This is a genomic window from Halorussus marinus (genome assembly GCF_004765795.1).
Lineage (GTDB): Archaea > Halobacteriota > Halobacteria > Halobacteriales > Haladaptataceae > Halorussus > Halorussus marinus.
The window spans coordinates 372,741-395,400 of sequence record NZ_SBIV01000002.1 but is presented as its reverse complement, the minus strand read 5'-3'; the positions used below and the strand labels follow the sequence as shown (position 1 = coordinate 395,400).

Annotated in this window: 26 protein-coding genes; 20 read left to right on the top strand and 6 right to left on the bottom strand. The window is 69.6% G+C overall.

From position 1 onward, the window contains the following. Nucleotides 1-42: 42 nt before the first annotated feature. The 4 genes from mobA to EPY72_RS05940 form a co-directional block, all read right to left on the bottom strand. Nucleotides 43-648 (bottom strand): molybdenum cofactor guanylyltransferase, encoded by a 606-nt coding sequence (gene mobA, locus EPY72_RS05955; RefSeq protein WP_135805849.1) that lies wholly within the window; start codon nt 646-648, stop codon nt 43-45. 55 nt (nt 649-703) lie between these two features. After that, the gene (locus EPY72_RS05950) at nt 704-1,348 is read right to left on the bottom strand and encodes a universal stress protein (RefSeq protein WP_135805848.1); all 645 of its coding nucleotides are present in this window, start codon (nt 1,346-1,348) and stop codon (nt 704-706) included. Between the two features lie 44 nt (nt 1,349-1,392). Continuing rightward, the gene (locus tag EPY72_RS05945; protein ID WP_135805847.1) at nt 1,393-2,355 is read right to left on the bottom strand and encodes a DUF5787 family protein; all 963 of its coding nucleotides are present in this window, start codon (nt 2,353-2,355) and stop codon (nt 1,393-1,395) included. A gap of 84 nt (nt 2,356-2,439) precedes the next feature. Next, nucleotides 2,440-3,366 (bottom strand): ArsR/SmtB family transcription factor, encoded by a 927-nt coding sequence (locus tag EPY72_RS05940; protein WP_135805846.1) that lies wholly within the window; start codon nt 3,364-3,366, stop codon nt 2,440-2,442. A gap of 219 nt (nt 3,367-3,585) precedes the next feature. Here EPY72_RS05940 and EPY72_RS05935 point away from each other — a divergent pair, with 219 nt between their 5' ends. The 12 genes from EPY72_RS05935 to EPY72_RS05880 all read left to right on the top strand — a co-directional run bounded on the left by EPY72_RS05935 (nt 3,586) and on the right by EPY72_RS05880 (nt 12,583). Next, nucleotides 3,586-4,818, top strand: coding sequence for a translation initiation factor IF-2 subunit gamma (locus tag EPY72_RS05935; RefSeq protein ID WP_134671021.1), 1,233 nt, complete (start codon nt 3,586-3,588; stop codon nt 4,816-4,818). Further along, nucleotides 4,819-5,199 carry a type II toxin-antitoxin system VapC family toxin gene (locus tag EPY72_RS05930; protein ID WP_135805845.1) on the top strand — a complete coding sequence of 127 codons (381 nt, stop codon included), beginning with the start codon at nt 4,819-4,821 and terminating at the stop codon, nt 5,197-5,199. 1 nt (nt 5,200) lies between these two features. Beyond that, complete coding sequence (locus tag EPY72_RS05925) at nt 5,201-5,773, top strand: DNA-directed RNA polymerase (RefSeq protein WP_134671019.1); 573 nt, start codon at nt 5,201-5,203, stop codon at nt 5,771-5,773. Between the two features lie 2 nt (nt 5,774-5,775). After that, nucleotides 5,776-5,973 (top strand): transcription elongation factor subunit Spt4, encoded by a 198-nt coding sequence (gene spt4 / locus EPY72_RS05920; protein WP_134671018.1) that lies wholly within the window; start codon nt 5,776-5,778, stop codon nt 5,971-5,973. 4 nt (nt 5,974-5,977) lie between these two features. After that, a complete protein-coding gene (locus EPY72_RS05915; protein WP_134671017.1) occupies nt 5,978-6,529 on the top strand; it encodes a GTP-dependent dephospho-CoA kinase family protein in 552 nt (183 codons plus the stop codon). A gap of 333 nt (nt 6,530-6,862) precedes the next feature. Continuing rightward, nucleotides 6,863-7,180 carry a 30S ribosomal protein S24e gene (locus EPY72_RS05910; protein WP_134671016.1) on the top strand — a complete coding sequence of 106 codons (318 nt, stop codon included), beginning with the start codon at nt 6,863-6,865 and terminating at the stop codon, nt 7,178-7,180. Continuing rightward, nucleotides 7,180-7,314 (top strand): 30S ribosomal protein S27ae, encoded by a 135-nt coding sequence (locus tag EPY72_RS05905; protein WP_134671015.1) that lies wholly within the window; start codon nt 7,180-7,182, stop codon nt 7,312-7,314. The genes EPY72_RS05910 and EPY72_RS05905 overlap by 1 nt, the downstream gene beginning before the upstream one ends. A 72-nt stretch (nt 7,315-7,386) precedes the next feature. After that, on the top strand, nt 7,387-9,009 hold the full coding sequence (locus tag EPY72_RS05900) for a bifunctional N(6)-L-threonylcarbamoyladenine synthase/serine/threonine protein kinase (RefSeq protein ID WP_135805944.1): 1,623 nt from the start codon (nt 7,387-7,389) through the stop codon (nt 9,007-9,009). Nucleotides 9,010-9,071: 62 nt separating this feature from the next. Continuing rightward, nucleotides 9,072-9,857: a molybdopterin synthase gene (locus tag EPY72_RS05895; RefSeq protein WP_134671013.1), complete on the top strand. Its 786-nt coding sequence runs from the start codon at nt 9,072-9,074 to the stop codon at nt 9,855-9,857. A 237-nt stretch (nt 9,858-10,094) separates the two neighbouring features. Next, complete coding sequence (locus EPY72_RS05890) at nt 10,095-10,346, top strand: DUF7123 family protein (protein WP_134671012.1); 252 nt, start codon at nt 10,095-10,097, stop codon at nt 10,344-10,346. A 114-nt stretch (nt 10,347-10,460) separates the two neighbouring features. Then, complete coding sequence (locus tag EPY72_RS05885; RefSeq protein ID WP_135805844.1) at nt 10,461-11,414, top strand: AEC family transporter; 954 nt, start codon at nt 10,461-10,463, stop codon at nt 11,412-11,414. A 50-nt stretch (nt 11,415-11,464) separates the two neighbouring features. Next, nucleotides 11,465-12,583: a site-2 protease family protein gene (locus EPY72_RS05880; protein ID WP_134671010.1), complete on the top strand. Its 1,119-nt coding sequence runs from the start codon at nt 11,465-11,467 to the stop codon at nt 12,581-12,583. Between the two features lie 19 nt (nt 12,584-12,602). Here EPY72_RS05880 and thiL read toward each other — a convergent pair whose 3' ends face one another. After that, nucleotides 12,603-13,478, bottom strand: coding sequence for a thiamine-phosphate kinase (thiL, locus tag EPY72_RS05875; protein WP_135805843.1), 876 nt, complete (start codon nt 13,476-13,478; stop codon nt 12,603-12,605). Between the two features lie 92 nt (nt 13,479-13,570). Between thiL and EPY72_RS05870 the strand changes: the two genes are divergently transcribed. The 7 genes from EPY72_RS05870 (at nt 13,571) to truA (ending at nt 19,005) form a co-directional block, all read left to right on the top strand. Continuing rightward, on the top strand, nt 13,571-14,611 hold the full coding sequence (locus EPY72_RS05870; protein WP_135805842.1) for a lysylphosphatidylglycerol synthase transmembrane domain-containing protein: 1,041 nt from the start codon (nt 13,571-13,573) through the stop codon (nt 14,609-14,611). Nucleotides 14,612-14,659: 48 nt separating this feature from the next. Beyond that, a complete protein-coding gene (locus EPY72_RS05865) occupies nt 14,660-15,115 on the top strand; it encodes a 30S ribosomal protein S19e (RefSeq protein ID WP_134671007.1) in 456 nt (151 codons plus the stop codon). Nucleotides 15,116-15,241: 126 nt separating this feature from the next. Continuing rightward, on the top strand, nt 15,242-15,583 hold the full coding sequence (locus EPY72_RS05860) for a DNA-binding protein (protein WP_134671006.1): 342 nt from the start codon (nt 15,242-15,244) through the stop codon (nt 15,581-15,583). A 1-nt stretch (nt 15,584) separates the two neighbouring features. Further along, nucleotides 15,585-16,211: a DUF7411 family protein gene (locus EPY72_RS05855; protein ID WP_134671005.1), complete on the top strand. Its 627-nt coding sequence runs from the start codon at nt 15,585-15,587 to the stop codon at nt 16,209-16,211. Between the two features lie 35 nt (nt 16,212-16,246). Next, nucleotides 16,247-17,554 (top strand): histidine--tRNA ligase, encoded by a 1,308-nt coding sequence (hisS, locus tag EPY72_RS05850; RefSeq protein ID WP_135805841.1) that lies wholly within the window; start codon nt 16,247-16,249, stop codon nt 17,552-17,554. Nucleotides 17,555-17,597: 43 nt separating this feature from the next. After that, nucleotides 17,598-17,972, top strand: coding sequence for an SHOCT domain-containing protein (locus EPY72_RS05845; RefSeq protein ID WP_134671003.1), 375 nt, complete (start codon nt 17,598-17,600; stop codon nt 17,970-17,972). A gap of 235 nt (nt 17,973-18,207) precedes the next feature. Next, the gene (gene truA, locus EPY72_RS05840; protein ID WP_135805840.1) at nt 18,208-19,005 is read left to right on the top strand and encodes a tRNA pseudouridine(38-40) synthase TruA; all 798 of its coding nucleotides are present in this window, start codon (nt 18,208-18,210) and stop codon (nt 19,003-19,005) included. Between the two features lie 381 nt (nt 19,006-19,386). On the opposite strand, the gene EPY72_RS05835 is transcribed toward truA, so the two are convergent. Next, a complete protein-coding gene (locus tag EPY72_RS05835; RefSeq protein WP_135805839.1) occupies nt 19,387-20,703 on the bottom strand; it encodes a M28 family peptidase in 1,317 nt (438 codons plus the stop codon). A gap of 143 nt (nt 20,704-20,846) precedes the next feature. Here EPY72_RS05835 and pepF point away from each other — a divergent pair, with 143 nt between their 5' ends. After that, nucleotides 20,847-22,643, top strand: coding sequence for an oligoendopeptidase F (gene pepF, locus EPY72_RS05830; protein WP_135805838.1), 1,797 nt, complete (start codon nt 20,847-20,849; stop codon nt 22,641-22,643). Nucleotides 22,644-22,660: the final 17 nt, after the last annotated feature.

Genomic DNA, 22,660 nt, shown 5'->3' with positions numbered 1-22,660 from the left:
CGACGGTGTCGCTTTTGAAGCTTCGCCCTCCGGCTCGGTCGATCACTCGACCCGTTCGGCGGCGTCGGCGAGCGCTTCTCGTGTGTTGACGTTCTCGAAGGAGTCGCCGGCGAACCGTGCGAGCTCCTCGCCCTCGACCGCGGCGATCTCGAGGTCCTCGAACGGCGCGACGATCCGGCGGTCCCCGCGTTCGAGCGCCCGATCGCAGGCGGCCGCCATCGCGTCGGCCCGGTAGACCGCGTGGATCGGCTCGAAGTAGCCGTCGAGACGCGGTACCGCCCCGTCGCGGCCCGCCGCCCGCTCGAAGAGGTGGGCGACGAGCGCGGGGTCGACGAACGGCATGTCGCAGGCGACCACCGCGGCGTACTCCGACTCGGCGGCCCGGAGCCCCGTCCGAATCCCCGCCATCGGCCCCCGATCGGGCTCCGGGTCGACCGCGAACGACACCGGGTGGTCGTAGCCCGCCAGCGCGTCGGCCAGCCCCTCGCGCTGGTCGGCCCGGCAGTTGAGCACGAGCGCGTCGATCGCGGGCGCGATGCGGTCGGCGACTCGGCGCACCATCGGGACGCCCGCGAGGTCGGCAAGCGCCTTGTCGGGCTCGCCGAATCGGGTCGAGCGCCCCCCGGCGACGACGACTCCGGCGGCCATGGTCGGCCGTTTTCGGGCCAGCGTCAAGTAGTTCGTGCTCTCTCGGTCGCGACGGTCAGTCCCGCCCGATGCTGGCGACGCGCGCCTCGCCCGAGGCGGCGTCGATGTGGACGTTGAACGTCTCGTCGTCTTCGGTTCGGGCCCGCACGATCCAGGTGTTGCTCTCCCGGTAGGGATCCTCGGGGATCTCGGCGACCTCGTGGCCCTCGTCGGCGAGCACGTCGCCGGCGCGCTCGACGGCGGCATCGGCGTCCCCGATCGCCCGGCCCTGACGCGCGAGATTGACCGTCAGCACCGGCACCTCGCTGGCCCGGACGACCTCCTCGGTCACGCTCCCGAGGACGTACCGGTCGACGCCCGACCGCCCGCGGGTCCCCATCACGATCATGTCGGCGTCGCGGTCCTCGGCGTACGCGCCGATGACGGTCTTCGGATTCCCCTCCTCGATCGCTGTGACGACGTCGACGCCGCGCTCCTCGGCCTCCTCGGCGATTCGCGCGGTCGCCTCCTCGCCCTCCTCGCGTCGGGCCTCGCGGGTCTCGGCCCGGCCCGCCTCGGAGGGCTGGTAGTTCAGCGCCTTCTCGTCGACAACGTAGAGGGCGTGGACCTCGGCGTCCGCGAGCTCGGCGACGTTGAGCGCGTGGGTCGTCACCGGGCGCTGTTCGGTACCGTCGGTCGGAACGAGGATCCTGTCGTACATGTCCGAGCGTTCGGCCCGGCGGTTGAAGTATTTCGGGTCTCCGGTCAGCAGAACCGGTCGAGTCCCGACTGTCGGCGCGCCCGCCCTTCGGGATCGGCGACCCACGGCGTCCGACCGTCGCGGGCGGCGTCGAGGTCGACGTCCGGCGGGTCGGCGGCCTCGTGGCCGGGACACGACGGTCCGCACTCGGCGGGGTTGACCACGCCGCCTTTCCACTCGCAGAACGGCAGGCCGTCGGCGCCCTCGCGGGCCGCGATCTCGGCCCGCGCGCAGGCGGGAAACTCGTAGGTCCGCCACCCCTTCCCGTAGGCCCGCTCGGCCATCCGCCGGCGCCGACGGGCCTTCTCGTCGGCCGAGACGGGCGCGACGTCGGTCCGGAGCGGGTGTTCGTCGAGCACCTCGACGCCGCCCTCCGAGGCGGGCAGGGGCTCGGGCTCGCGGACGACCTCCCGGTCGCCGGTTTCGGGGTCGAACCGCCAGACGCCGACCGGGTCGGGGAGCCGGTTGAGGTGGGCGCCGGTGACGTAGCTCTCGGTCGCGAGCACCGCTTTGTCGACCACCGCGAGGCTCGCGTCCTTCCGGAGCTGTGTCAACAGGTCGCCGGGCGCGTCGAGGTCGGGCTTGTTCTCGACGCCGACGAGCCGCCCGAACCAGTCGTCGGGGTAGCGCGCGACCTGCCGGACGCCGCCGCCGAGCGCGCGCTCGAAGAACCCGATCTCGACCGCCCGGTCGGCGACCCGTCTGGCGTGCTCGGGCGAGCAGTCGAACGCCTCGACGGGGTCGCGGGCCCGCCCGACGCTCGCGTCGCTCTCGACGGCGGCGTCGGGGATCGCCTCGGGAGTCAGCGCCGCGCGGGCGTCCATCTCCGGGCCGGGCTCGACGCAGACCACGTCGAGGATGCGGTTGCCCGGCGCGCGGACCCCGCCGCCGATCTGGCGGCCGACGACCCACTCCTCGGTCGCTTCGAGGTGAGCGCACAGCGCCAACTCGAAGGGGAACTCTCGCACACTCTCGCTCCGGACGCCGGAAACAAAAGCTAATCGCCGGTCGGGATCGGCTCGTCGCGTCCGGGCTCGGTCGCGTGCGGTCCGTCAGGTCGCCGTCGCGTCCTCGGCGGCCGACGGCGCGGTCTCGCGCTCCATCTCGAGCACGTCGAGTTCGCCGTCGAGAGTCACCGCCAGCACCTCGTCGTCGAGCGGGATCTCGATCCGGATCCGCCACGGATCCTCCGAGCGGACGGTGGTGTACTCGTCGCTGACACACCACGGCAGGTCCCAGTAGGGCTTCGTACAGAGGTCGACGCCGTGGTCGCGGTGGAACGTTACCACGTCCGACTGGTCGAGTAGCGAGAGGCCCACCGCCGAGTAGAGCCGGTGGCGACACTGCTCGCACTCGTGGTCGACCCGGACCTCCAGCCCGAGGTAGTCCTCGTCGTCGTGGGTGACTGCGGTCCGCATCCGGCCGTTACACTCGGGGCAGACCCCGTCGGCCGCCAGACAGTGGAGGTGGCGGACGCGCTGATTGAACGCGTCGAGGATCTCCTCGCGGGTCCGGTCGTTGAGTCCGCCGGGCGGGAACGGATACTCTCCGTGGTTCTTCTCGCACTCGCTACACGCGATGGCCAGCATCTCGTCGGCGTAGTAGGCGTGGAGGGCGGCCCCGCAGGCCGCGCAGGTGCTGTCGGTCTCGAACGGCCCCATCTCGGGGTGCTCGTTGAAGGTCCCGGCGAGCACCGCGCGGACGACCTTCTTGCCCGCCTGCCGGAACTCGTAGCCGTCGTCGGTGCTCGCGACGAAGTGGTCGGTGAGCTGTTTGAGGTGGTAGTTGAACTGCGCGCTGTCGCGCATGTCGACCTCCCGGCGCAACTCCGAGAAGCTCACCGGGCGCTCGGGGGCCTTCCAGAGCGCCTCCAGGATCGAGAGCCGCGTTTCGTTGGCGATGACCGAGAACGCCTCGGCGGGGGCCACGCAGTCCTCGCAGTCGTTGATGGTCGCGTTCGGCCCGCTCGTCTCGCTCATACGTCGGCCAACGACCGCTTGGGGCTAAAACGTTCGCTTTAGCTCTCTTTTGTAAAATATATTATGGGTATGGCCGCTCGATCGGGAGCGACCCCGACCGACGACGCGCGCACTTCGGTACCACTGGTCTCGCCCCGACGCGACCGGGCGAACCAGAACAGTAGGTTTATCAGTCGTTCGGGGCGAATCTTCCAGTAGAATTACTTCAGGAGGTCAACGTTGACAGGAACATACGCCCAACCGGAGGTGAATATCGGGCTGGTCGGCCACGTAGACCACGGAAAGACGACGCTCGTGCAGGCGCTTTCCGGCGAGTGGACGGACCAGCATTCCGAGGAGATGAAACGTGGTATCTCCATCCGGCTCGGGTACGCAGACGCCACGTTCCGGCAGTGTCCCGGCATGGACGCTCCGGAGTGCTACACGGTCGATGAGACCTGCCCGGATGGCAGCGAGAGCGAACCGGTCCGAACGGTGTCGTTCGTCGACGCGCCGGGCCACGAGACGCTAATGGCGACGATGCTCTCTGGCGCGGCCATCATGGACGGCGCGGTGCTCGTGGTGAGCGCGAGCGAGCCGGTCCCGCAGGCCCAGACCGAAGAACACCTGATGGCGCTCGACATCATCGGGATCGACAACATCGTCATCGCCCAGAACAAGGTCGACCTCGTCGACCGCGAGCAGGCCGAGCAGAACTACCGGGAGATCCAGGAGTTCGTCGAGGGCACCGTCGCCGAGGACGCGCCGGTCGTGCCTATCTCGGCCCAACAGGAGGTCAACATCGACCTCCTCATCGACGCCGTCGAGGAGGAGATCCCGACGCCCGACCGCGATCCGGATCGGGACGCCCGGATGTACGTCGCCCGGAGCTTCGACATCAACCGTCCCGGCACGTCGTGGGACGGGCTGGTCGGCGGCGTGCTCGGCGGCAGTCTGGTCGAAGGCCGGCTGTCGAACGGCGACGAGATCGAACTCCGGCCCGGCAGGGAAGTCGAGGAGGGCGGCCAGACCGAGTGGCAGCCCATCCAGACAGAGGTGCGCTCGCTTCAGGCGGGCGGCGACACCGTCGACGAAGTGACGCCCGGCGGCCTGCTCGGCGTCGGCACCGGCCTCGACCCCAGCCTCACCAAGGGCGACGCGCTGGCGGGCCAGCTCGCCGGCCCGCCGGGGTCGCTCCCGCCGACGTGGCGCCAGTTCACGATGGAGGTCGATCTGCTCGAACGCCTCGTTGGCGTCGACGACGAGGACGTCGAGGAGATCTCGACGGGCGAGCCGCTGATGCTCACCGTCGGCACCGCGACCACGGTCGGCTCTGTGACCAGCGCCCGCGAGGGCGAGTGCGAGGTCGCGCTGAAGCGCCCCGTCTGCGCGCCCGAGGGGGCCAAGATCGCCATCAACCGCCGGATCGGCGCACGCTGGCGGCTCATCGGCGTCGGCACCCTGCGCGGATAGATGGCCGACGCGGTCGCCTTCGACACGAGCGCACTCATGATGCCGATCGAGTGCGACGTGCGGGTCTTCGACGAACTCGACCGCCTGCTGGGCGAGTTCGAGTGCGTCGTCCCCCGCGCCGTCCGCGACGAGCTGTCGAAGCTCGCGGACGGCGCCGGACAGGAAGCCGTCGCCGCGAGCGTCGGCGCGGACCTGGCGGCCGACCGCTGTCGGACCGTCGATCACGACGAATCGTACGCCGACGACGCGCTGGTCGAACTCGCAGACGAGGTCGACTACGTCGTCACGAACGACGCCCCGTTGAAACGGCGCGTGCTCGACGCGGGCACACCGGTAATTCATATAAGGGGCCGGAACAAACTCGAAATCAGCAAACTTTAGCATGTACAAACGGGTCAGACTCAAAGATACGGTCGAGGTGCCCCCAAAGCACCTCGCGGAGGTCACGCCGAAGCTAGTGAAGCGACTGCTCCAGGACAAACTCGAAGGTCGGATGGACGAGGACGCGGGTAGCGTCGTCAGCGTCACCGAGGTCCACGACATCGGCGACGGCGCGGTGTTGCCAAACCGCCCCGGCGTCTACTACGAGGCGGAGTTCGACGCCGTCACCTACGACCCGAAGATGCAGGAGGTCGTCGACGGCGAGATCGTCGAGGTCGTCAACTTCGGCGCGTTCGTCGGCATCGGTCCGGTCGACGGACTGCTCCACGTCTCTCAGATCTCCGACGAGTACCTCGCGTACGACGAGGAGGGCCAGATGCTCGCCTCCCGCGAGTCGAACCGCACGCTCGGGGTCGGCGACTCGGTCCGGGCGCGCATCGTCACCAAGAGCATCGACGAGCGCAACCCCCGCGAGAGCAAGATCGGCCTCACCGCAAAGCAGGTCGGACTGGGCAAACACGGCTGGCTGAAAGAGGACCGCGAGAAGCGCCAGGCGACCACCGAGAGTGAGTAACGATGGCCAGTGACCGACTCGCCTGCCGCGAATGTCACGCCGTCGCCGAGCCCGATCAGGACACCTGCCCGATCTGCGGGTCGACCAGCCTCACCGAGGACTGGGCCGGATACGTCATCGTCGCCCATCCCGACGAGAGCGAGATCGCCGTCGAGATGGAAGTCACCCAGCCGGGCAAGTACGCGCTGAAAGTCCGGTAGAGCCGTGAGCGACGCCCTCCTCGTCTTGCCCGACGAGCTCCGCGGCGAGCTCAAAGCGCCGCTTGGGCGGATCTTCACCGACGCCGAGCCGCTGGTGGCCGCGGCGGGCGGCCCCCTCATCGCGGTCGGCGACGTGGTGACCGCCCACCTCGCGGCGGCCGGAGCCGCCCCGGACGTCGCGGTCGTGGACGGACTGACCGAGCGTGAGGCTGTCTCCGAGTCGGTCGGCGAGGAGGTCGCCCGCCTCCGCGAGACCGCCCGCGAAGTCCGCGTCGAGAATCCCGCGGCGACCCTGACCCGCGAGTTGCTCGTCGCGCTCCGGGACGCGCTCGCCGACTCCGAGCCGACGATCGTCGTCGTCGACGGCGAAGAAGACCTCGCGACGCTGCCCGCGATCGCCCTCGCGCCGGCCGGCGCGAGCGTGGTCTACGGCCAGCCGGGCGAGGGAATGGTCCACGCGACCGTGACCGACGAGCGCAAGGCAGAGATGCGCGACCTGTTGAGACGGATGGACGGCGACGCCGCGGCGGCGCTCGGTATCCTGGACGGCGAGTAGCGAACGCTGGACGCGGATTTCCGGCGGGTGTACGCGATGCTCGACAATTCAGTCGTCGCACCAGTTGCCGTACCGCGAGCGAGGAGCGTAGTCGTTCGAAAGGCACTGCCTTTCGTGATGACGAGAGAGCGTCGCTCTCTCGGATCACGACGAGCGAGCGGGCCGAGGAACCGTCGAACGAGCGCCTCCGGCGCTCGTGAGGCGGTGACGAAGTGCTTTTCATCGACGTTTTGCAAGGGCGGCGCGTTCAGGCGCCGCCCGCAGCAAAAGGTCGTTGGTCGTTCGAAATCCTTTTACACGCTACGAGGAGTATAAGTGAGTAACTGAGTACACATGGAAGTCGAAATCCTCTCCGAGGAGCAGAACCCGATGCTCCACCGGTCCGAAGTGCGGTTCCAGATCGTCCACGACGAAGCGACCCCCTCGCGGCTGTCGGTCCGCGACAGCCTCGCCGCGAAGCTCGACAAGGATTCGAGCGAGGTCGTGGTCCACGAGATGAACACCAAGTTCGGGATGCGCAAGACGGTCGGCTACGCCAAAGTCTACGAGAGCCCCGAGCACGCCCGCGACGTCGAGCAGGACCACATGCTCGAACGCAACAAGATCACCGCCGAAGCCGACGGCGAGGCCGACCCCGAGGAGGCCGAATAATGGCGCGACACGAACTCTACAACGACGACGGCACCACGGACCGCGAGCAGTGTACCCGGTGTGGCGACTCGTTCCTCGCCGACCACGGCGACCGCCTCCACTGCGGTCGGTGCGGGTACACCGAGTGGAAGTAAGGCGATGCTCCGGTTCGGGGCGCGGCGCACCGTGACCGACCGAGCGGTGAGCGGGGAGCCGTGAGCGAGCGACTGCGCGTCCTCGGTATCGAGGGAACCGCGTGGGCGGCCAGCGCGGCCGTCTGCGTGAGCGACCCGACCGACGGCGCGTCGGCGGTCGATCCCGACTCGGTTTTTATCGAGACCGACGCGTACCAGCCAGACAGCGGCGGCATTCACCCCCGCGAGGCGGCCGAGCACATGAGCGACGCCGTCCCGGCGGTCGTCGAGACCGCGCTCGAGGCGGCCGACGGCCCGATCGACGCGGTCGCGTTCTCGCGCGGGCCCGGGCTCGGCCCGTGTCTGCGAACCGTCGGCACGGCCGCCCGCGCGCTGGCCGGCGCCCTCGACGTGCCGCTGGTCGGGGTCAACCACATGGTGGCCCACCTCGAGATCGGCCGCCAGCAGTCCGGGTTCGACTCGCCGGTCTGTCTGAACGCCTCGGGCGCGAACGCACACGTTCTGGGCTACCGCAACGGCCGATACCGCGTCCTCGGCGAGACGATGGACACCGGCGTCGGCAACGCCCTCGATAAGTTCACCCGCCACGTCGGGTGGTCCCACCCCGGCGGCCCGAAGGTCGAGGCGGCGGCCAAAGACGGCGAGTACGTCGACCTCCCGTACGTCGTCAAGGGAATGGACTTCTCGTTTTCGGGGATCATGAGCGCCGCGAAAGACGCCTACAAACAGGGCGTCCCGGTCGAGGACGTCTGTTTCTCGCTCCAGGAGAACGTCTTCGCCATGCTGACTGAGGTCGCCGAGCGCGCGCTGTCGCTGACCGGGAGCGACGAGCTCGTCCTCGGGGGCGGCGTCGGACAGAACGACCGCCTTCGGGCGATGCTCGCGTCGATGTGCGACCAGCGCGGGGCCGACTTCTACGCGCCCGAGCCCCGATTCCTCCGGGACAACGCCGGGATGATCGCGGTGCTCGGCGCCGAGATGGCGCGGGCCGGCGACACGATCGGCGTCGAGGCGTCGGCGGTCGACCCGAATTTCCGGCCGGATCAGGTCGAGGTCTCGTGGCGCTCGGCCGACGAGTCGGTCGCGCGCCGACGCCCGGGTCGCGACGAGCGACAGGGCGCCGAGGCGACCGTCGAGATCGGTCCCGAACGGGTCACCAAGCGCCGCCTGCCCAAACGCTACCGCCATCCCGATCTCGACGCGCGGCTCCGGCGCGACCGGACGGTCCTCGAAGCCCGACTCACCAGCGAGGCGCGCAGTCACGGCGTCCCCACGCCGGTCGTCTACGACGTCGACCCCGTCGAGGGGACGATCGTCTTCGAGCGCGTGGGCGCGACCGACCTCCGAGACGATCTAACGCCCGATCGAGTCCGGGCGGTCGCCCGTCACCTCGCCGCGATCCACCGCGCGGGGTTCGTCCACGGCGATCCGACGACCCGGAACGTCCGGGTCGGGCGGCCGACCGGCGGCCCGGACGCCGGCCGGACGTATCTCATCGATTTCGGGCTCGGCTACTACACCGACGACGTCGAGGACTACGCGATGGACCTCCACGTCTTCGGCCAGAGCCTCGACGGGACGGCCGACGACGCCCCAACGCTCCGCGAGACGTTCGCGGACGCGTACGCCGAGGCCGGGGACCCGGACGTGCTCGCGCAGTTAGCGGCGATCGAGGGCCGGGGCCGCTACCAGTAGCGGTCCATCGGCGGTCCTCGATCACCGAAGGCTACAAGCGCGCCCCGGCCCATGGTGCGTCTATGTACGTGCTGGGCGTCGTCGGCGAGTCGGCGCGCGCGATCGCCGACGACTTGGCGGAGCAGTTCGGCGGGGACGAACGGGTCGCGGTCGTGACGCGCGAGCATCCCGACATCGAGGACGGAGCGCCGGGAGACACGAGAGTCCAGTTCGGCGAGGACGGGTGGCGGGCGTCGGGTCGGGACCGATCGCTCTCGGACCTCCTCGAGGACCTCGCCCCGGAGTACGACTACGCCGTCCTCGCGGGATTCCCCGAAGCCGACGTCCCGCAGGTGATCGTCGGCGACGCGTCTGCCCGCGGGACGGCGCTGGTGGAGGCGGCCGAACCCGCGGACCTCGACCCCGCCGAGGTCCGGGCGCGCCTCGATGCGACCGAGCCCTACGAGACCCTCGAATCGCTGGTCGCCGAAGCGAAGCGCTCGGCCGACGCCCCCTTTTCGGGCGCCATCGCCACCTTCACCGGCCGGGTTCGCGCGAAGGACGACGACGACGACGAGCCGACCGAGTACCTCGAGTTCGAGAAGTACGAGGGCGTCGCCGAGGAGCGGATGACCGCCATCGAGTCGGAACTCGAAGACCGCGACGGCGTGTTCGACGTGTTGCTGTACCACCGGACCGGCGTCATCGAGTACGGCGAGGACATCGTCTTCGTCGTGGTGCTGGCCGGTCACCGCGAGGAGGCGTTCCGCACGGTCGAGGACGGGATCAACCGCCTCAAAGACGAGGTACCGATCTTCAAGAAGGAGGTCACGACCGACGAGCAGTTCTGGGTCCACGAGCGGTCGTGACTCCGGTCGCGCCGCCGAACGTCAGACGTTAGCACGACTTTACGACAAGAAAATAGTCTGTAGAAAGAAAGTGTGAGAAGATCTTTTGAACTTTTTGCGGGACTCAGAAAACGTCGTAAAACGAGCGTTTCACCCCATTTTCCCCTGTCGTGTCGGATTCAAAATGCGAACGCTCGGAAAACTACGCTAACCGTCTCCTCTTTATAACACCCCCTGGTGTCAAAGGAGAAACGAGGCATGAGCGCAACCACGAAGCCCTCCGAAACCCCCGAACCGCAGTCGAAGGAACAGCGGCTCAAGCAGTTCCTCCAGCGCAAGGCCGACGACGGGGAGATGTACTTCAAGAGCAAGTTCATCGCCGACGAAGTCGACCTCTCCGCCAAGGAGATCGGCGCGCTGATGGTGAAGCTCAAAGACTCGGCGACCGACCTCGAGATCGAGAAGTGGTCGTACACGAGCGCGACGACCTGGCGCATCGCCCCCGCCTGACTCCCCGGGGTCGCGTCGCACCGCCGCCCGACTGGTCCCTTCTTCCCCGCTTTCGAGCCGGTAGCGATCGCTGGCTTCGATAGGTTTGTAACCGCCCGCCGAGACGCTTCTGGCGTGTCACTCGTCTCGGCGCTCACGACCGCCATCCTGCCGGTGTTGTCGGTGGCGGCCGTCGGATTCGTGCTCGGCAAGACCCGCGACGTCGACGTCGACGCGCTCGGGACGATCACCATCTACGTCCTCACCCCGTCGCTGGTGTTTTACAGCCTCGCGACCTCGTCGCTGTCGGGCGAAGTCGCCGCGCGGGTCGTCGGGGGCGTCGTCGCGTTCACCTTCGTGATGGTTCTGCTCGCGGAGGGCGTCGGTCGCCTGCTCGGGGAGTCCGAACCCGTACTGGGCGCGATAGTCCTCTCGTCGTCGTTCCCCAATGCGGGCAACTACGGTATCCCGCTCGCGGCGTTCGCGTTCGGCGCGGTCGGGCGCTCGACCGCGGTGCTCTTTATCGCGGGCCAGTCGGTGCTGATGTACACCGTCGGGGTCTACGTCGCGTCCCGGAGCGGAACCACGACCGCTGGCGGCGCCGTCGCGGAGGTGTTCAGGCTCCCGCTTGTGTACGCGGTCGCGATCGCGGGGCTCGCGCGGTGGTTCGACGCCGTCCCGCCGACCGACACCGCCGCGATGGAGACCCTGCGGCTCGTCGGCGATTCTGCGATCCCCGTCATGTTGCTCATCCTCGGGATCCAGCTCGCCAACACCCGCCACGGCGCCGCGCTCTCGCGGGTCGCCGTCTCGAACGGCCTGAAGCTCGTGGTCGCGCCGGCGGTCGGCGTCGCGGTCGCGTTCGCGGTCGGTCTCGGGGCGGACTCGACGGTCGCGCGGGTGTTCGTGCTCGAAGCCGCGATGCCCGCGGCCATCACGCCGCTCATCCTCTCGATCGAGTACGACGAGGGCGCGGTCGGCGTCTCCGGCCCGGAGTATCTCAGCACCGCCATCTTCGCCAGCACGCTCGCCAGCGTGGGCACGCTGACCGTCCTCATCGCGGTGTTGCAGTCGGGTGCGGTGATTTAGTCGGCGCTGTCAGGGGGTTTATCAACGCCCGCGCCGTACCTCGTAACCGAATGGGTTCGAACGCCCCGCCCGCCGACGGTCCGTCGCCGGAGCGATTGCGCGGCGTGTTCCGGGTGTACGAGGCCCGCCGCGAGGGCGACCAACTGGTGTACTTCGGGGAACCGCTCGTCGCGCAGGACCAGCTCATGGACGCCGTGTGGCCGCTGTTTCGCGAACACGGCTACGAGGTCCAGCTCTCGACGCGCACCGGCGAGTACGTCCTCGTGGCCGAACCCTCGGACACGAGCATCGACGGGATCCCGTGGACGAACGTACTCTTGTTCGTGTTGACCGCGCTCTCGACGCTGTACGCCGGGGCCGCGTGGTACCACATCGACGTCGCGGCCGACCCCCTCGCGCTCCTCGAAGCGTGGCCGTTCGCCGCCGCGGTCATCGGCGTCTTGCTCACCCACGAGCTCGGCCACTACGTGATGACTCGGTACCACGGCGTCGAGGCGAGCCTGCCGTACTTCATCCCGATGCCGACGCTCATCGGCACGATGGGCGCGGTCATCCGGATGAAAGGCCACATGCCCGACCGCGAGGCGCTGTTCGACATCGGGGTCGCCGGGCCGATCGCGGGGCTGGTCGCGACCGTCGCCGTCACCGCGATCGGGCTCGCCATGGGGCCGATCGACGTCCCGCCGGGGCTCGTCGACAACCCCAACACGATCCAGATCGAGTTCGGCTACCCGCCGCTCCTGACGCTCATCGCCTCGATCATGGGCGAGCAAGTGAGCTACGCCGACCCCACGAAGGCGATCAACCCCGTCGTCATCGGCGGCTGGGTCGGGATGTTCGTCACCTTCCTCAACCTCATCCCGGTCGGCCAACTCGACGGGGGCCACATCGTCCGCGCGATCCTCGGCGAGCACCAAGAGCGCATCGCCGCGCTCGTCCCGGTCGCGCTGTTCGGGCTCGCGGCGTACGTCTTCTACGTCAAACAGGTCTCCAACGCCTCGGTGCTGTGGGTGTTCTGGGGACTGCTCGCGACGTGGGTCGCCTACGTCGGGCCCGCGACGCCGATCGACGACGACGGGCTCGATACGCGCCGGAAGCTGGTCGGTCTCCTGACGCTCGTGTTCGGCGTGCTGTGTTTCACGCCGGTCCCGATCGAGATCATCACGTAACCCCTCGGTCGGTTCTCGGCTACGTTCCGTGCGTGTACCCGCGATCGGCCAGCGGCTCGCCGTCGAGTTCGACGCCCGCGGCGGTCGCCTCGCCGATCACCGAGATCGGGGTCGGTGAGGCCTCTCTGAGCGCCGGAACTTCGGCCTCGGGCGCCGTGAACACCAGTTCGAAGTCCTCGCCAAAGAAGATCGAGAGCTCGCGGCGCTCGGCTCTCCCGTCGGCCACCGTCCGGACCGACTCGTCGACCGGTAGCGACTCCGAGTCGACCGAGAATCCGCAGTCGCTCGCCGCCGCGAGCTGGTGGAGCGAGCGCGCGAGCCCGTCGCTCGAATCCATCATCGCGGTCGCGCGCGGCGCGACCGCCCGGCCCGCCGCGACCCGTGGCTCGAACCGGAACAGCCCGTTGGCGCGTTCGTACTCGCCGCGGTCGAACAGCGCGAGTGCGGCTCCGCTCCGGCCGAGCGTGCCGGTGACACAGACGACCTCGCCCGGGCTCGCGCCCGACCGGAAGACGGGGGCGTCGGTCCGGCCCAGCGCGGTGGTCGCGGTCGTGAACTCCCGGCTCTCGTCCAGATCGCCGCCGACGTACTCTGCGCCGACCGCTTCGCAGACGTCGCTCGCGCCCGCGACGAACGCCTCTAGCTCCTCGGGGTCGAACGCTGGCGCGGCGTACACCGCGACCGCGGCGGTCGCCGCCGCGCCCATCGCGGCCACGTCCGACAGCGACGCGCCGACCGCCCGCCAGCCCGCGGTGTACCGGTCGGTCCCGTCGGGGAAGTCGGTCGTCTCGTGGAGCATGTCGGTCGTCAGCACCTGTTCGCCCACGACCGCGGCGTCGTCGCCCGCGGCCGAAAGTCGATCGGCGAGCGCCGACAGTGCCGCCCGTTCGTCCATGGGTCGCCAATCGCGCGCTCGCCGGGAAAGTGCTCCGGTCTCGACGGTTTCGTTCGGTGGCTTCAAGCCGCGACCCGCCGTCTGTCGGGGCGATGGAGGTCAACCTCGGCGACGTGCGGTCGGCCGGCGTCGGCTTCGTCGCGGGCGCGATCGTGCTGGTGGCGGTGTACTCGTTCGTCGGCCTCGACGAGGTGGCGGCGGCGCTGGGCCGTGCCGATCCCGCGATCGTCGCGGCGGTCGTCGCGGTCGCGCTCGCGTGGCTGGTGGCCTGGAGCCTCGCGCTCCGGACCGTGCTCGCGGTCATCGCGACCGAGATATCGGTCCCGCGGGCGTTCATGCTGTTCGCGGGCGCGACGTTCGCCAACAACGTGACCCCGTTCGGACAGGCCGGCGGCGAGCCGTTCAGCGCGCTGCTGGTCTCGCGCACCACCGGCATCGAGTACGAGAACGGGCTGGCGGCGGTCGCGAGCGTCGACACCCTCAACTTCGTCCCGTCGGTCTCGTTCGCGCTGGTCGGGGTCGGCTACTACGCGACCCGGTTCACCGTCGGCGGCCGGATCGAACTCGCGGCGCTCGCGCTCGGCGCGCTCGCGCTCGCGGTCCCGCTCGGGGCGTTTCTCGGGTGGCGAGCGCGCGACCGCCTCGCCGCGGTCGCGGTCTCGGTCATCGTCCCGGCGGGCCGGCTCGTCGGTCGGGTCGTCCCGATCGTCGGGACGCCCGACCGGGCCGACGTGCGACGCCGGATCGAGGGGTTTTTCGCCGCGCTCGAACGGGTCGCGGGCGACCGCCACCAGCTCGGGGTCGCGCTCGGGTTCTCCGCGCTCGGCTGGCTCCTGCTGTCGGTGTCGCTGTGGCTCTCGCTGGTCGCGCTCGGTCACGCGGTGCCGTTCGCGGCGGCGCTTTTCATCGTCCCGCTCGCGAGCGTCGCCAGCGTGACGCCCCTGCCCGGCGGGCTCGGCGGCGTCGAGGCGACGCTGGTCGTGCTCATCGTGCCGATCACGGGGGTCGACGCCGCCACCGCCGGCGCGGCCGCGGTCGTCCACCGCGGGGCGACCTACTGGCTCCCGGTCTTGATCGGGGGCGCCGCGACCGCGGTGCTCGAAGCGAACAACGCACACGGCGTGGGCGAATGACGACCCGCTAACGATGCCTTTAAACGCCGCGGAACGGAATTCGTGGGTATGACGACGCTCTACGACGTTCCCGCGGACGACCTCATCGACGCGGTCGCCGCGACGCTCGAGGATCGACTCGACGAACCCGACTGGGCAGAGTACGCCAAGACCGGCGAGAGCCGCGAGCTCCCGCCCGAGCAGGAGGACTTCTGGGCGACCCGCGCCGCGAGCATCCTCCGGAAGGTCGCCACCGACGGTCCCATCGGCGTCGAGCGCCTCTCGACCCACTACGGCGACAAGAAGGGCGGGTCGAACCGCTATCAGGTCGCCCCCGAACACCGCACCGACGGCAGTCGGAACATCATCCGGACGATCCTCCAGCAGCTCGAAGACGAGGACCTCGTCGACACCGAGGGCAACGCGGGCCGCATCGTGACCGGCGACGGTCGCAGTCTCCTCGACGACGCCGCGGGCGAGGTCATGCAGGACCTCGACCGGCCGGAGCTCGAACGCTACGCGTAATCCGTTCTCGCCGGGGCGTTCGCCCCGCCGCAGTTTTCCGCTCCCGGGAGCCGCGCGTCGGGCCCGCCCGACGGGCCGCCCCGTCCGTAATGGTTTTTGGCCGTGCGCGATAACGAACACGTAGTCATGAGCGACCAGCCCGACGACGAGCGCCTCGAAGAACTCCGCAAGAAGAAGATGCAGGAGATGCAAGAGCAGGGCGGCCAGGAGGAGGCCCAACAGCAGGCCCAACAGCAGGCCGACGCCCAGAAGCAGGCGATGTTGCGCAAGCACCTCACCGACGGCGCGCGCAAGCGGCTCAACTCCGTCCGGATGAGCAAGCCCGACTTCGCCGAGCAGGTCGAGCGACAGGTCCTCGCGCTGGCCCAGAGCGGTCGAGTCAACGGCAAGATCGACGAGGACAAGATGAAAGAGCTCCTCCGCGAGCTCAAGCCCGACTCCAAGAGCTTCAACATCCGCCGGCGCTGAGATGGAGCTCGGTCTGCTCTACAGCGGCGGGAAAGACTCGACGCTCGCGGCGCTCTTGCTCGAAGACTTCTACGACGTCACGCTCGTCACCGCGAGCTTCGGCATCACCGACGCGTGGGAACACGCGCGTGCGACCGCCGAGCGGACCGGCTTCGCGTTCGAGACAGTCGAGCTCGACGCCGAGGTGGCCGACGACGCGGTCGAGACGATGGTCGCCGACGGCTACCCCCGGAACGGGATCCAGCGGGTTCACCTCCACGCCCTCGAAGCCGTCGCCGAACTGGGCTTCGACGCGGTGGCCGACGGCACCCGCCGGGACGACAGAGTGCCGTCGGTCTCGCGGGCGCAGGCCCAGAGCCTCGAGGACCGCCACGGCGTCGACTACATCGTCCCGCTGGCCGGGTTCGGACGGGGCGCGGTCGACGCGCTCGTCGAGGAGACCCTCGACGTCCGGACGGGCCCGAGCGACCAGATCCCGAAGGCCGACTACGAGGACGAACTCCGGGCGTTGCTGGCCCGCGAACACGGCGAGGCGGCGGTCGCCGAGGTGTTCCCCGACCACACCCAGACGTACGTCGAGGGGTTCGCGCGCGCCGACGCCGAGTCGGGGGCGCCGGACGCGAAGTAAAAGGTTTCAAGCGCGCGCTCGCCCAACGTCTCCCCATGTACGACCGAATCAAGGGCTTCCGGGACTTCTACCCCGCGGAGATGGGCGCGCGCCGCGAGACGTTCGACGCCGTCGAGGACACCGCCCGACGCTACGGCTTTCGGGAGATCGACACGCCCGCGCTGGAGCGGACCGAAATGTACGTCGACAAGAGCGGCGAGGAGATCGTCGACGAACTCTACAGCTTCGAGGATCAGGGCGGCCGCGACGTGGCGCTGACGCCCGAGCTCACTCCGACGGTCGCCCGGATGGTCGTGGCGAAACAGCAAGAGCTCAGCAAGCCGATCAAGTGGTTCTCGACGCGACCGTTCTGGCGGTACGAGGAGCCCCAGAGCGGCCGCAAACGGGAGTTCTACCAGACCAACGTCGACATCTTCGGCTCCTCGGCGCCCGAGGCAGACGCGGAGTTGCTGGCCTGCGCGGCCGACGCGCTGACCGGGCTGGGACTCACCGCCGAGGACTTCGAGTTCCGGGTCAGTCACCGCGACATCCTCGGCGGGCTCCTCGACGCGTTCGACGCCGACGTCGACGTCGACGCCGCGATCCGGGCGGTCGACAAGAGCCAGAAAGTCGACCGGGCGGAGTTCTACGGCCTGTTGACCGACGCGGGGCTCTCCTACGAGCAGGCCGAGACGTTCGACGACCTGCTCGATACCCCCGAAGACGACCTCGACGAGCTGGTCGCGTTCGCCGAGACCGACCGAGTCGAACACGCCGTCGACAACCTCACCGAGGTGCTCGAAGCGACCGCCGACTTCGGCGCGCGCGAGTACTGCGCGCTCTCGCTGGAGACCGCCCGCGGCCTCGACTACTACACCGGCGTCGTCTTCGAGTGTTTCGACGCGACCGGCGACGTGAACCGCTCGATCTTCGGCGGCGGCCGGTACGACGACCTCATCGAGGGGTTCGGCGGCCAGCCTACGCCCGCGGTCGGATTCGCGGTCGGCGACGCGACGCTGACGCTGTTGCTCCAGCGGGCGGGCGTCTGGCCCGACGAGGCGCTCGCGACCGACTACTACGTGTTGCAGGTCGGCGACACCCGCGCGGTGGCCGCCGACATCACCCGTGAGCTCCGCGAGGCCGGTCACGTCGTCGAGACCGACGTGGCGGGCCGGAGCTTCGGCGCCCAGCTCGACTACGCCGACTCGATCAACGCCGAGACGGTCGTCATCGTCGGCGAGCAGGACCTCGCCGACGGGAACGTGACGGTCAAGGACATGGCGTCGGGCGACCAGACCCAGACGCCCGTCGAGGCGTTCCCGCCCGAAGGCGTCTCGCGGCCGACCTACGAGGACTTCGAGTAGCGCACAGTCAACTTTTTTGACACCCCCTCCCGTACCCGCAGATATGAACGACCGCGGGACGACGTTCGAGCGAAAGCGGCTCCTTGGCGTGCTGGCGGTGCTGACGTTCGGCCTGACCGCGCTGACCGCGGTGCTGGGGCTGGTGGGACTGACGCCGGTTATCTTCGTGTTCGGGTTCTTCATCGTGGTGCCGCTGGTCGCGATCCTCGGGGACTCGCTGCCGTTCGTGGCGAGCGCTGGCGAGGCTGGCGATCGAGCGCCCGACGCGGACGCGGTCGATCCCGTCGAACGCCTCCGGGACAGATACGCCCGCGGCGATATCTCCGACGAGGAGTTCGAGCGACGGCTCGAACGGCTCATCGAGACCGAGGGCGTCGAGGCGGGCGAGACGCGCGAGCGAGTGTTCGAGCGGGAGTGAGGTTCCGGCGCCGACCGCGACGAGCGCCGTCGCTCCGGGGGTGCGAGTGGCGAGCTGACGGCACGACCGAACCGAGACTGCCCGCGGCGGGGTGTGCCCCGCGACCGCGAGGCCCCGCCGCGGCGACGCTCAGATCACGCCCGGGGTTGGCCCCGGCTTCCGATTTAAGCGCTCGCACCGACGCCGCCGCGTCCGTTCCCCCGACTTAAGTTCCTCGGCGACCGATCCCGATTCGATGCGCGCGTTCCGCGTCGCCTACGACGGCCGGCCGTTCCACGGCTTCCAGCGCCAGCCCGACGTTCCCACGGTGGAGGACAGACTGTTCGACGCCCTCCGGGATCTCGGGGTCGCCGACCGCAAGCCCGACGGGTACGCCGCGGCGGGCCGGACCGACGCCGGGGTCTCGGCGGTGGCCCAGACCGTCGCGTTCGAGTGCCCCGACTGGCTGACGCCGGCGGCGTTCAACAGCGAACTCCCGGGGTCGATCCGTGCGTGGGCGAGCGCCGACGCCCCGCCGGACTTCCACGCGACCCACCACGCGGCGTCCCGGGCGTACGAGTATCACTGTTACGCCCCCGACGCCGACCTCGACCGGGCGCGGGCCGCGCTCGACGATCTCCGCGGCGAGCACGACTTCCACAACCTCACGTCCGACGAGGCGAACACCGTCCGGGAGCTACGTGGCGAGGTTCGTCGCGACGGCGCGTATCTGGTCTTCGCGCTCCGGGCGGGCGGGTTCGTCCGCGAGATGGTCCGGCGCGTGGTCTCGCTGGTGCGGGCCGTCGCGACCGGCGACGCCCCGGCGTCGAAAGTCGAGCGCGTGCTCGGCGCCGAGCCGATTCAGGGGCCCGACGGCGTCGCGCCCGCGCCGGCGTTCCCGCTCGTGTTGACCGACGCGTCGTACCCGTCGCTGTCGTTTCGGCCCGACGCAACCGCCGCCGCGAGCGCCCGCGAGGTCTTCGAGGACTTGCGCGAGGAGCGGTCGACGGCCGCGCGGGTCGCGGCCGCGGTCGCCCGACGAATCGACGGTTGAACCCCGTTTTTCGGCCCCGGGACAGTGGCCGGTGTGGTCTCCGATCGAACGTTCTGGGAGGCCACCAAGCGAGTCGTCGCCGGAATCGTCGCCGCGGAGTTCGATCGCCGGCCGGAGTGACGTCTGAACCCCCGAACTCGTTCGCCGTCAGACCTACCGATTTTCGGACCCTACTCGCACCGATAGTCGACTGCGAGATGGCCGCCGACTGCGAGCGGACGACGACCCGCCGACTCCGCATCGCGTACCCCCGCGGGCAGACCTGCGAGGAGTACTACTGCGACGGCCACGCCCGGACGGTCCGCGAGGAGTTCGACCTCGAGGAGGCCGAAGTCGTCGAGACCGAGCCCCTCCGGGGAGGGTGTCGCCCCTCGGGACCGCTCAATCCCACCCGTCGGGCCAGATACCGGCGGCTCGCATCCCCTCCTCGTAGTCGTCCTCGCGGAGGCGGTTCGCGACCGCCTCGGCGGGCTGGCGGGGCAGGTCGTCGGTCGCGGCGAGTTCACGGATCACGAGCGCGGCGAGCATGGCGTGTTCCCGGAGGTTCCGGTCGTCGACCTTGTCGCGGGTGTCGGCGTGGGTGTGGCCCCACCCGCGGCCGCGCTCGCCGGACTTGCTGTGGAGCTGGAGCGCCGGGACGCCGCGCTTCAGGAACGGCCAGTGGTCGCTGAACGGGTGAACCCGATCGGTGGTGTCGATCGGCCGATCGGTCGCCTCGGCGACCCGCGCGGCCACCTCGCCCGTCGCCTCGGAGCCGTGGGTGTACGCCAGCAGGTCGCGGAACCGCCCCGCGCCGTCGACGTTCACCACCGCGCGGACGGTTTCGAGATCGAGGGCGTCGGCCAGCGCCTCCGCGCCCAGCAGTCCGGTCTCCTCGCAGCCGACGCCGGCGACGCGAACCCGGGCGTCGAGGTCCATCTCCGCGAGGAGGTTGGCGGCGGCGACGACCACGGTGATGCCACAGCCGTTGTCGAGCGCGCCCTCGGCGATGTCGTGGGCGTCGTGGTGGCCGACCACGACGATCTCCTCGTCGGTTTCGGGTCCGAGCACGGCCTGCGCGTTGTGGCTGGTCCCGCGCTCGGTGATCGCCTCGACCCGGAGCGCCGCGGTCGCGCCCCGCTCGGCGTAGTCGGTCAGCCACGCGCCGGTCTCCTTGCTCACGCCGACGCCGGGGATCGCGGCCTCGGCGTCGAACGTCAACGACCCGGTCGGCGGAAGCTGGCCGGGCTTGTGATTGTGGAAGACGAACGCCTTCGCGCCCGCGGCCGCCGCGTGGCCGAACGTCTCCATCCGGTGGACGAACCGCGATCCCTCCGGCGTGGTGGTCGAGGCGACCGCGATCTTCCCCTCGACGTCGCAGTCGTCTATCTCCGCGGGCGTGCCGTGGCCCACGTCGACGAGTTCGCCCCGGACCTCCCCGGCCGGCGAGTACGGCAGTGCGACGGTCTCGAACGAGCGCTCGACCGGGTCGGTGACCGCGAGCTCGGCGTCCCCGCGGGTCCACCGGTGCATCTCGAAGGCGTCGACCGAGACGTCGCGCGCGCCGGCGCGCTCGAACCCCTCGGCCACCAGGTCGGCGGCCCGCCGCTCGCCGGGGTGGCCCCCCATTCGGTTCTCGATCTCGGTCAGTCGAGTCAGAAACTCCCACGGGTAGGGGTCGCGCCACGCCTCGCCGAGCAGGCGGTCGGTGTCGCTCATGGACGCGTGGTTGCTCCGACGGCCCAAAAAGGTGGCCCGGGGTCGGCGCGTGCACGCTCGGCCGACCCGATCGCGGCGAGTCGTCGCCCGGTTGCGGTTCGAAATGACAAGAGCTTACATTCCGCGTTTCCCTATCGGGTGGTATGAGTTCGGTTCCCGAACGGTCGGAGATCGACGCCGAGTACAAGTGGGACTTGGAGAGCATCTACGCGACCGACGACGAGTGGGAGGACGCCTACGAGGCCGTCTCCGAGCGCCTCGACGACCTCCGGGACTACGAGGGGCGGGCCACCGAGGACGGCGAGACCCTGCTGGCCGTGCTGGAACTCCGCGACGAGATCATGCGCGAGGTGAGCCAGATCGTCTCCTACGCCCGGATGCGAAAGGACGAGAACACCGCCGACCAACACTACCAGGGGCTCGCGACCCGCGGGATGTCGCTGTCGTCTGACGCCTCCAGCGCCGCGAGCTTCATCGAGCCCGAGATCCAGTCGCTCGACCGCGAGGAACTCGACGCGATGGTCGAGTCGACCGACGGGCTCGGCGAGTACGACCACTACCTCGACGACGTGATCCGGATGTCCGACCACACCCGGTCGGCCGAGGTCGAGAACGTGCTGGCCGAACTCGGCGAGGTGACCGGCGCGGCCGGCGACATCTACGGCATGCTGCTGAACGCAGACATGGAGTTTCCCACCGTCGAGAAGCCCGACGGCGAGGCGGTCGAGATCACGCAGGACAACCTCACGACCCTGTTGAAAAACCCCGACCGGGAGTTCCGCGAGACCGTCTACGAGGGCTTTTTCGACCGGCTGGGCGAGATGCACAACACCATCGGCACCGCCTACGAGAACAGCGTGAAAGCCGACGTGAAGCTCGCGCGCATCCGCGGGTACGACACCGCCCGCGAGGCCGCCATGGACGGTCCCAACGTCCCCGCGGCGGTGTACGACAACCTCGTCGACACGGTCCGGGACAACCTCGACAAGCTCCACCGCCACGCCGAACTCAAGCGCGCGAGCCTCGGCGTCGACGAGCTCCGGATGTGGGACGTCTACATGCCGATGACCGAGACCGAGACTCCCGAGGTCTCCTACGAGGAGGCGACCGACCACGTCGTCACCGCGCTCGACGCGCTCGGCGACGACTACCAGAGCCGGGTCGCCGACGGCCTCGACTCTCGGTGGGTCGACGTCTACGAGACCCAGAACAAGCGCTCGGGGGCGTACAGCGCGGGCACGTACGACACCCAGCCGTTCATCCTGATGAACTGGCAGGACGACATCTCCTCGATGTTCACGCTGGCCCACGAACTCGGCCACTCGCTACACTCCCAGCTCACCAGCGAGGCCCAGCCGTACGTCTACGGCGACTACGAGATCTTCGTGGCCGAGGTCGCGAGCACGGTCAACGAGACCCTGCTGACCCACCACCTGCTCGAAACCGTCGAGGACCCGACGTTCCGGCGCCACGTCCTCAACGAGTATCTCGAACGCTTCCGGTCGACGCTGTACCGCCAGACCATGTTCGCGGACTTCGAGCACCAGGCCCACCAGGTCGTCGAGGAGGGCGGCGCCCTCACGCCCCAGAAGGCCGACGAGATCTACGGCGACCTCAAGGCCGAGTTCTACGAGCCGGCGGTCGTCGACGACCGGATCGCCCGCGAGTGGTCCCGGATCCCGCACTTCTACCGGGCGTACTACGTCTACCAGTACAGCACGGGGATCAGCGCGGCGGTCGCGCTCGCCGACCGGATCCTCGAAGAGGGCGAGCCCGCGGTCGAGGACTACCGCCGATTCCTCGAGAGCGGCTCGCGGGAGTACCCCCTCGATCTCCTCGACATCGCTGGCGTCGACATGTCCTCGCCCGAACCGATCCAGCGCGCGCTCGACGTGTACGACGAGTACCTCGACGAGATGGAGACGCTCGTTCGGGAGTGAGCGGTTCACGGCGGGCC

Coding starts and splice junctions, on each gene's coding strand:
- EPY72_RS05845 (WP_134671003.1), top strand. CDS start 17,598: ATGAACGACCGCGGGACGACGTTCGAGCGAAAGCGGCTCCTTGGCGTG.
- EPY72_RS05910 (WP_134671016.1), top strand. CDS start 6,863: ATGGAAGTCGAAATCCTCTCCGAGGAGCAGAACCCGATGCTCCACCGG.
- EPY72_RS05835 (WP_135805839.1), bottom strand. CDS start 20,703: ATGAGCGACACCGACCGCCTGCTCGGCGAGGCGTGGCGCGACCCCTAC.
- EPY72_RS05930 (WP_135805845.1), top strand. CDS start 4,819: ATGGCCGACGCGGTCGCCTTCGACACGAGCGCACTCATGATGCCGATC.
- EPY72_RS05865 (WP_134671007.1), top strand. CDS start 14,660: ATGACGACGCTCTACGACGTTCCCGCGGACGACCTCATCGACGCGGTC.
- EPY72_RS05950 (WP_135805848.1), bottom strand. CDS start 1,348: ATGTACGACAGGATCCTCGTTCCGACCGACGGTACCGAACAGCGCCCG.
- EPY72_RS05890 (WP_134671012.1), top strand. CDS start 10,095: ATGAGCGCAACCACGAAGCCCTCCGAAACCCCCGAACCGCAGTCGAAG.
- thiL (WP_135805843.1), bottom strand. CDS start 13,478: ATGGACGAACGGGCGGCACTGTCGGCGCTCGCCGATCGACTTTCGGCC.
- truA (WP_135805840.1), top strand. CDS start 18,208: ATGCGCGCGTTCCGCGTCGCCTACGACGGCCGGCCGTTCCACGGCTTC.
- spt4 (WP_134671018.1), top strand. CDS start 5,776: ATGGCCAGTGACCGACTCGCCTGCCGCGAATGTCACGCCGTCGCCGAG.
- EPY72_RS05895 (WP_134671013.1), top strand. CDS start 9,072: ATGTACGTGCTGGGCGTCGTCGGCGAGTCGGCGCGCGCGATCGCCGAC.
- EPY72_RS05855 (WP_134671005.1), top strand. CDS start 15,585: ATGGAGCTCGGTCTGCTCTACAGCGGCGGGAAAGACTCGACGCTCGCG.
- pepF (WP_135805838.1), top strand. CDS start 20,847: ATGAGTTCGGTTCCCGAACGGTCGGAGATCGACGCCGAGTACAAGTGG.
- EPY72_RS05880 (WP_134671010.1), top strand. CDS start 11,465: ATGGGTTCGAACGCCCCGCCCGCCGACGGTCCGTCGCCGGAGCGATTG.
- EPY72_RS05870 (WP_135805842.1), top strand. CDS start 13,571: ATGGAGGTCAACCTCGGCGACGTGCGGTCGGCCGGCGTCGGCTTCGTC.
- EPY72_RS05925 (WP_134671019.1), top strand. CDS start 5,201: ATGTACAAACGGGTCAGACTCAAAGATACGGTCGAGGTGCCCCCAAAG.
- EPY72_RS05905 (WP_134671015.1), top strand. CDS start 7,180: ATGGCGCGACACGAACTCTACAACGACGACGGCACCACGGACCGCGAG.
- EPY72_RS05860 (WP_134671006.1), top strand. CDS start 15,242: ATGAGCGACCAGCCCGACGACGAGCGCCTCGAAGAACTCCGCAAGAAG.
- hisS (WP_135805841.1), top strand. CDS start 16,247: ATGTACGACCGAATCAAGGGCTTCCGGGACTTCTACCCCGCGGAGATG.
- mobA (WP_135805849.1), bottom strand. CDS start 648: ATGGCCGCCGGAGTCGTCGTCGCCGGGGGGCGCTCGACCCGATTCGGC.
- EPY72_RS05940 (WP_135805846.1), bottom strand. CDS start 3,366: ATGAGCGAGACGAGCGGGCCGAACGCGACCATCAACGACTGCGAGGAC.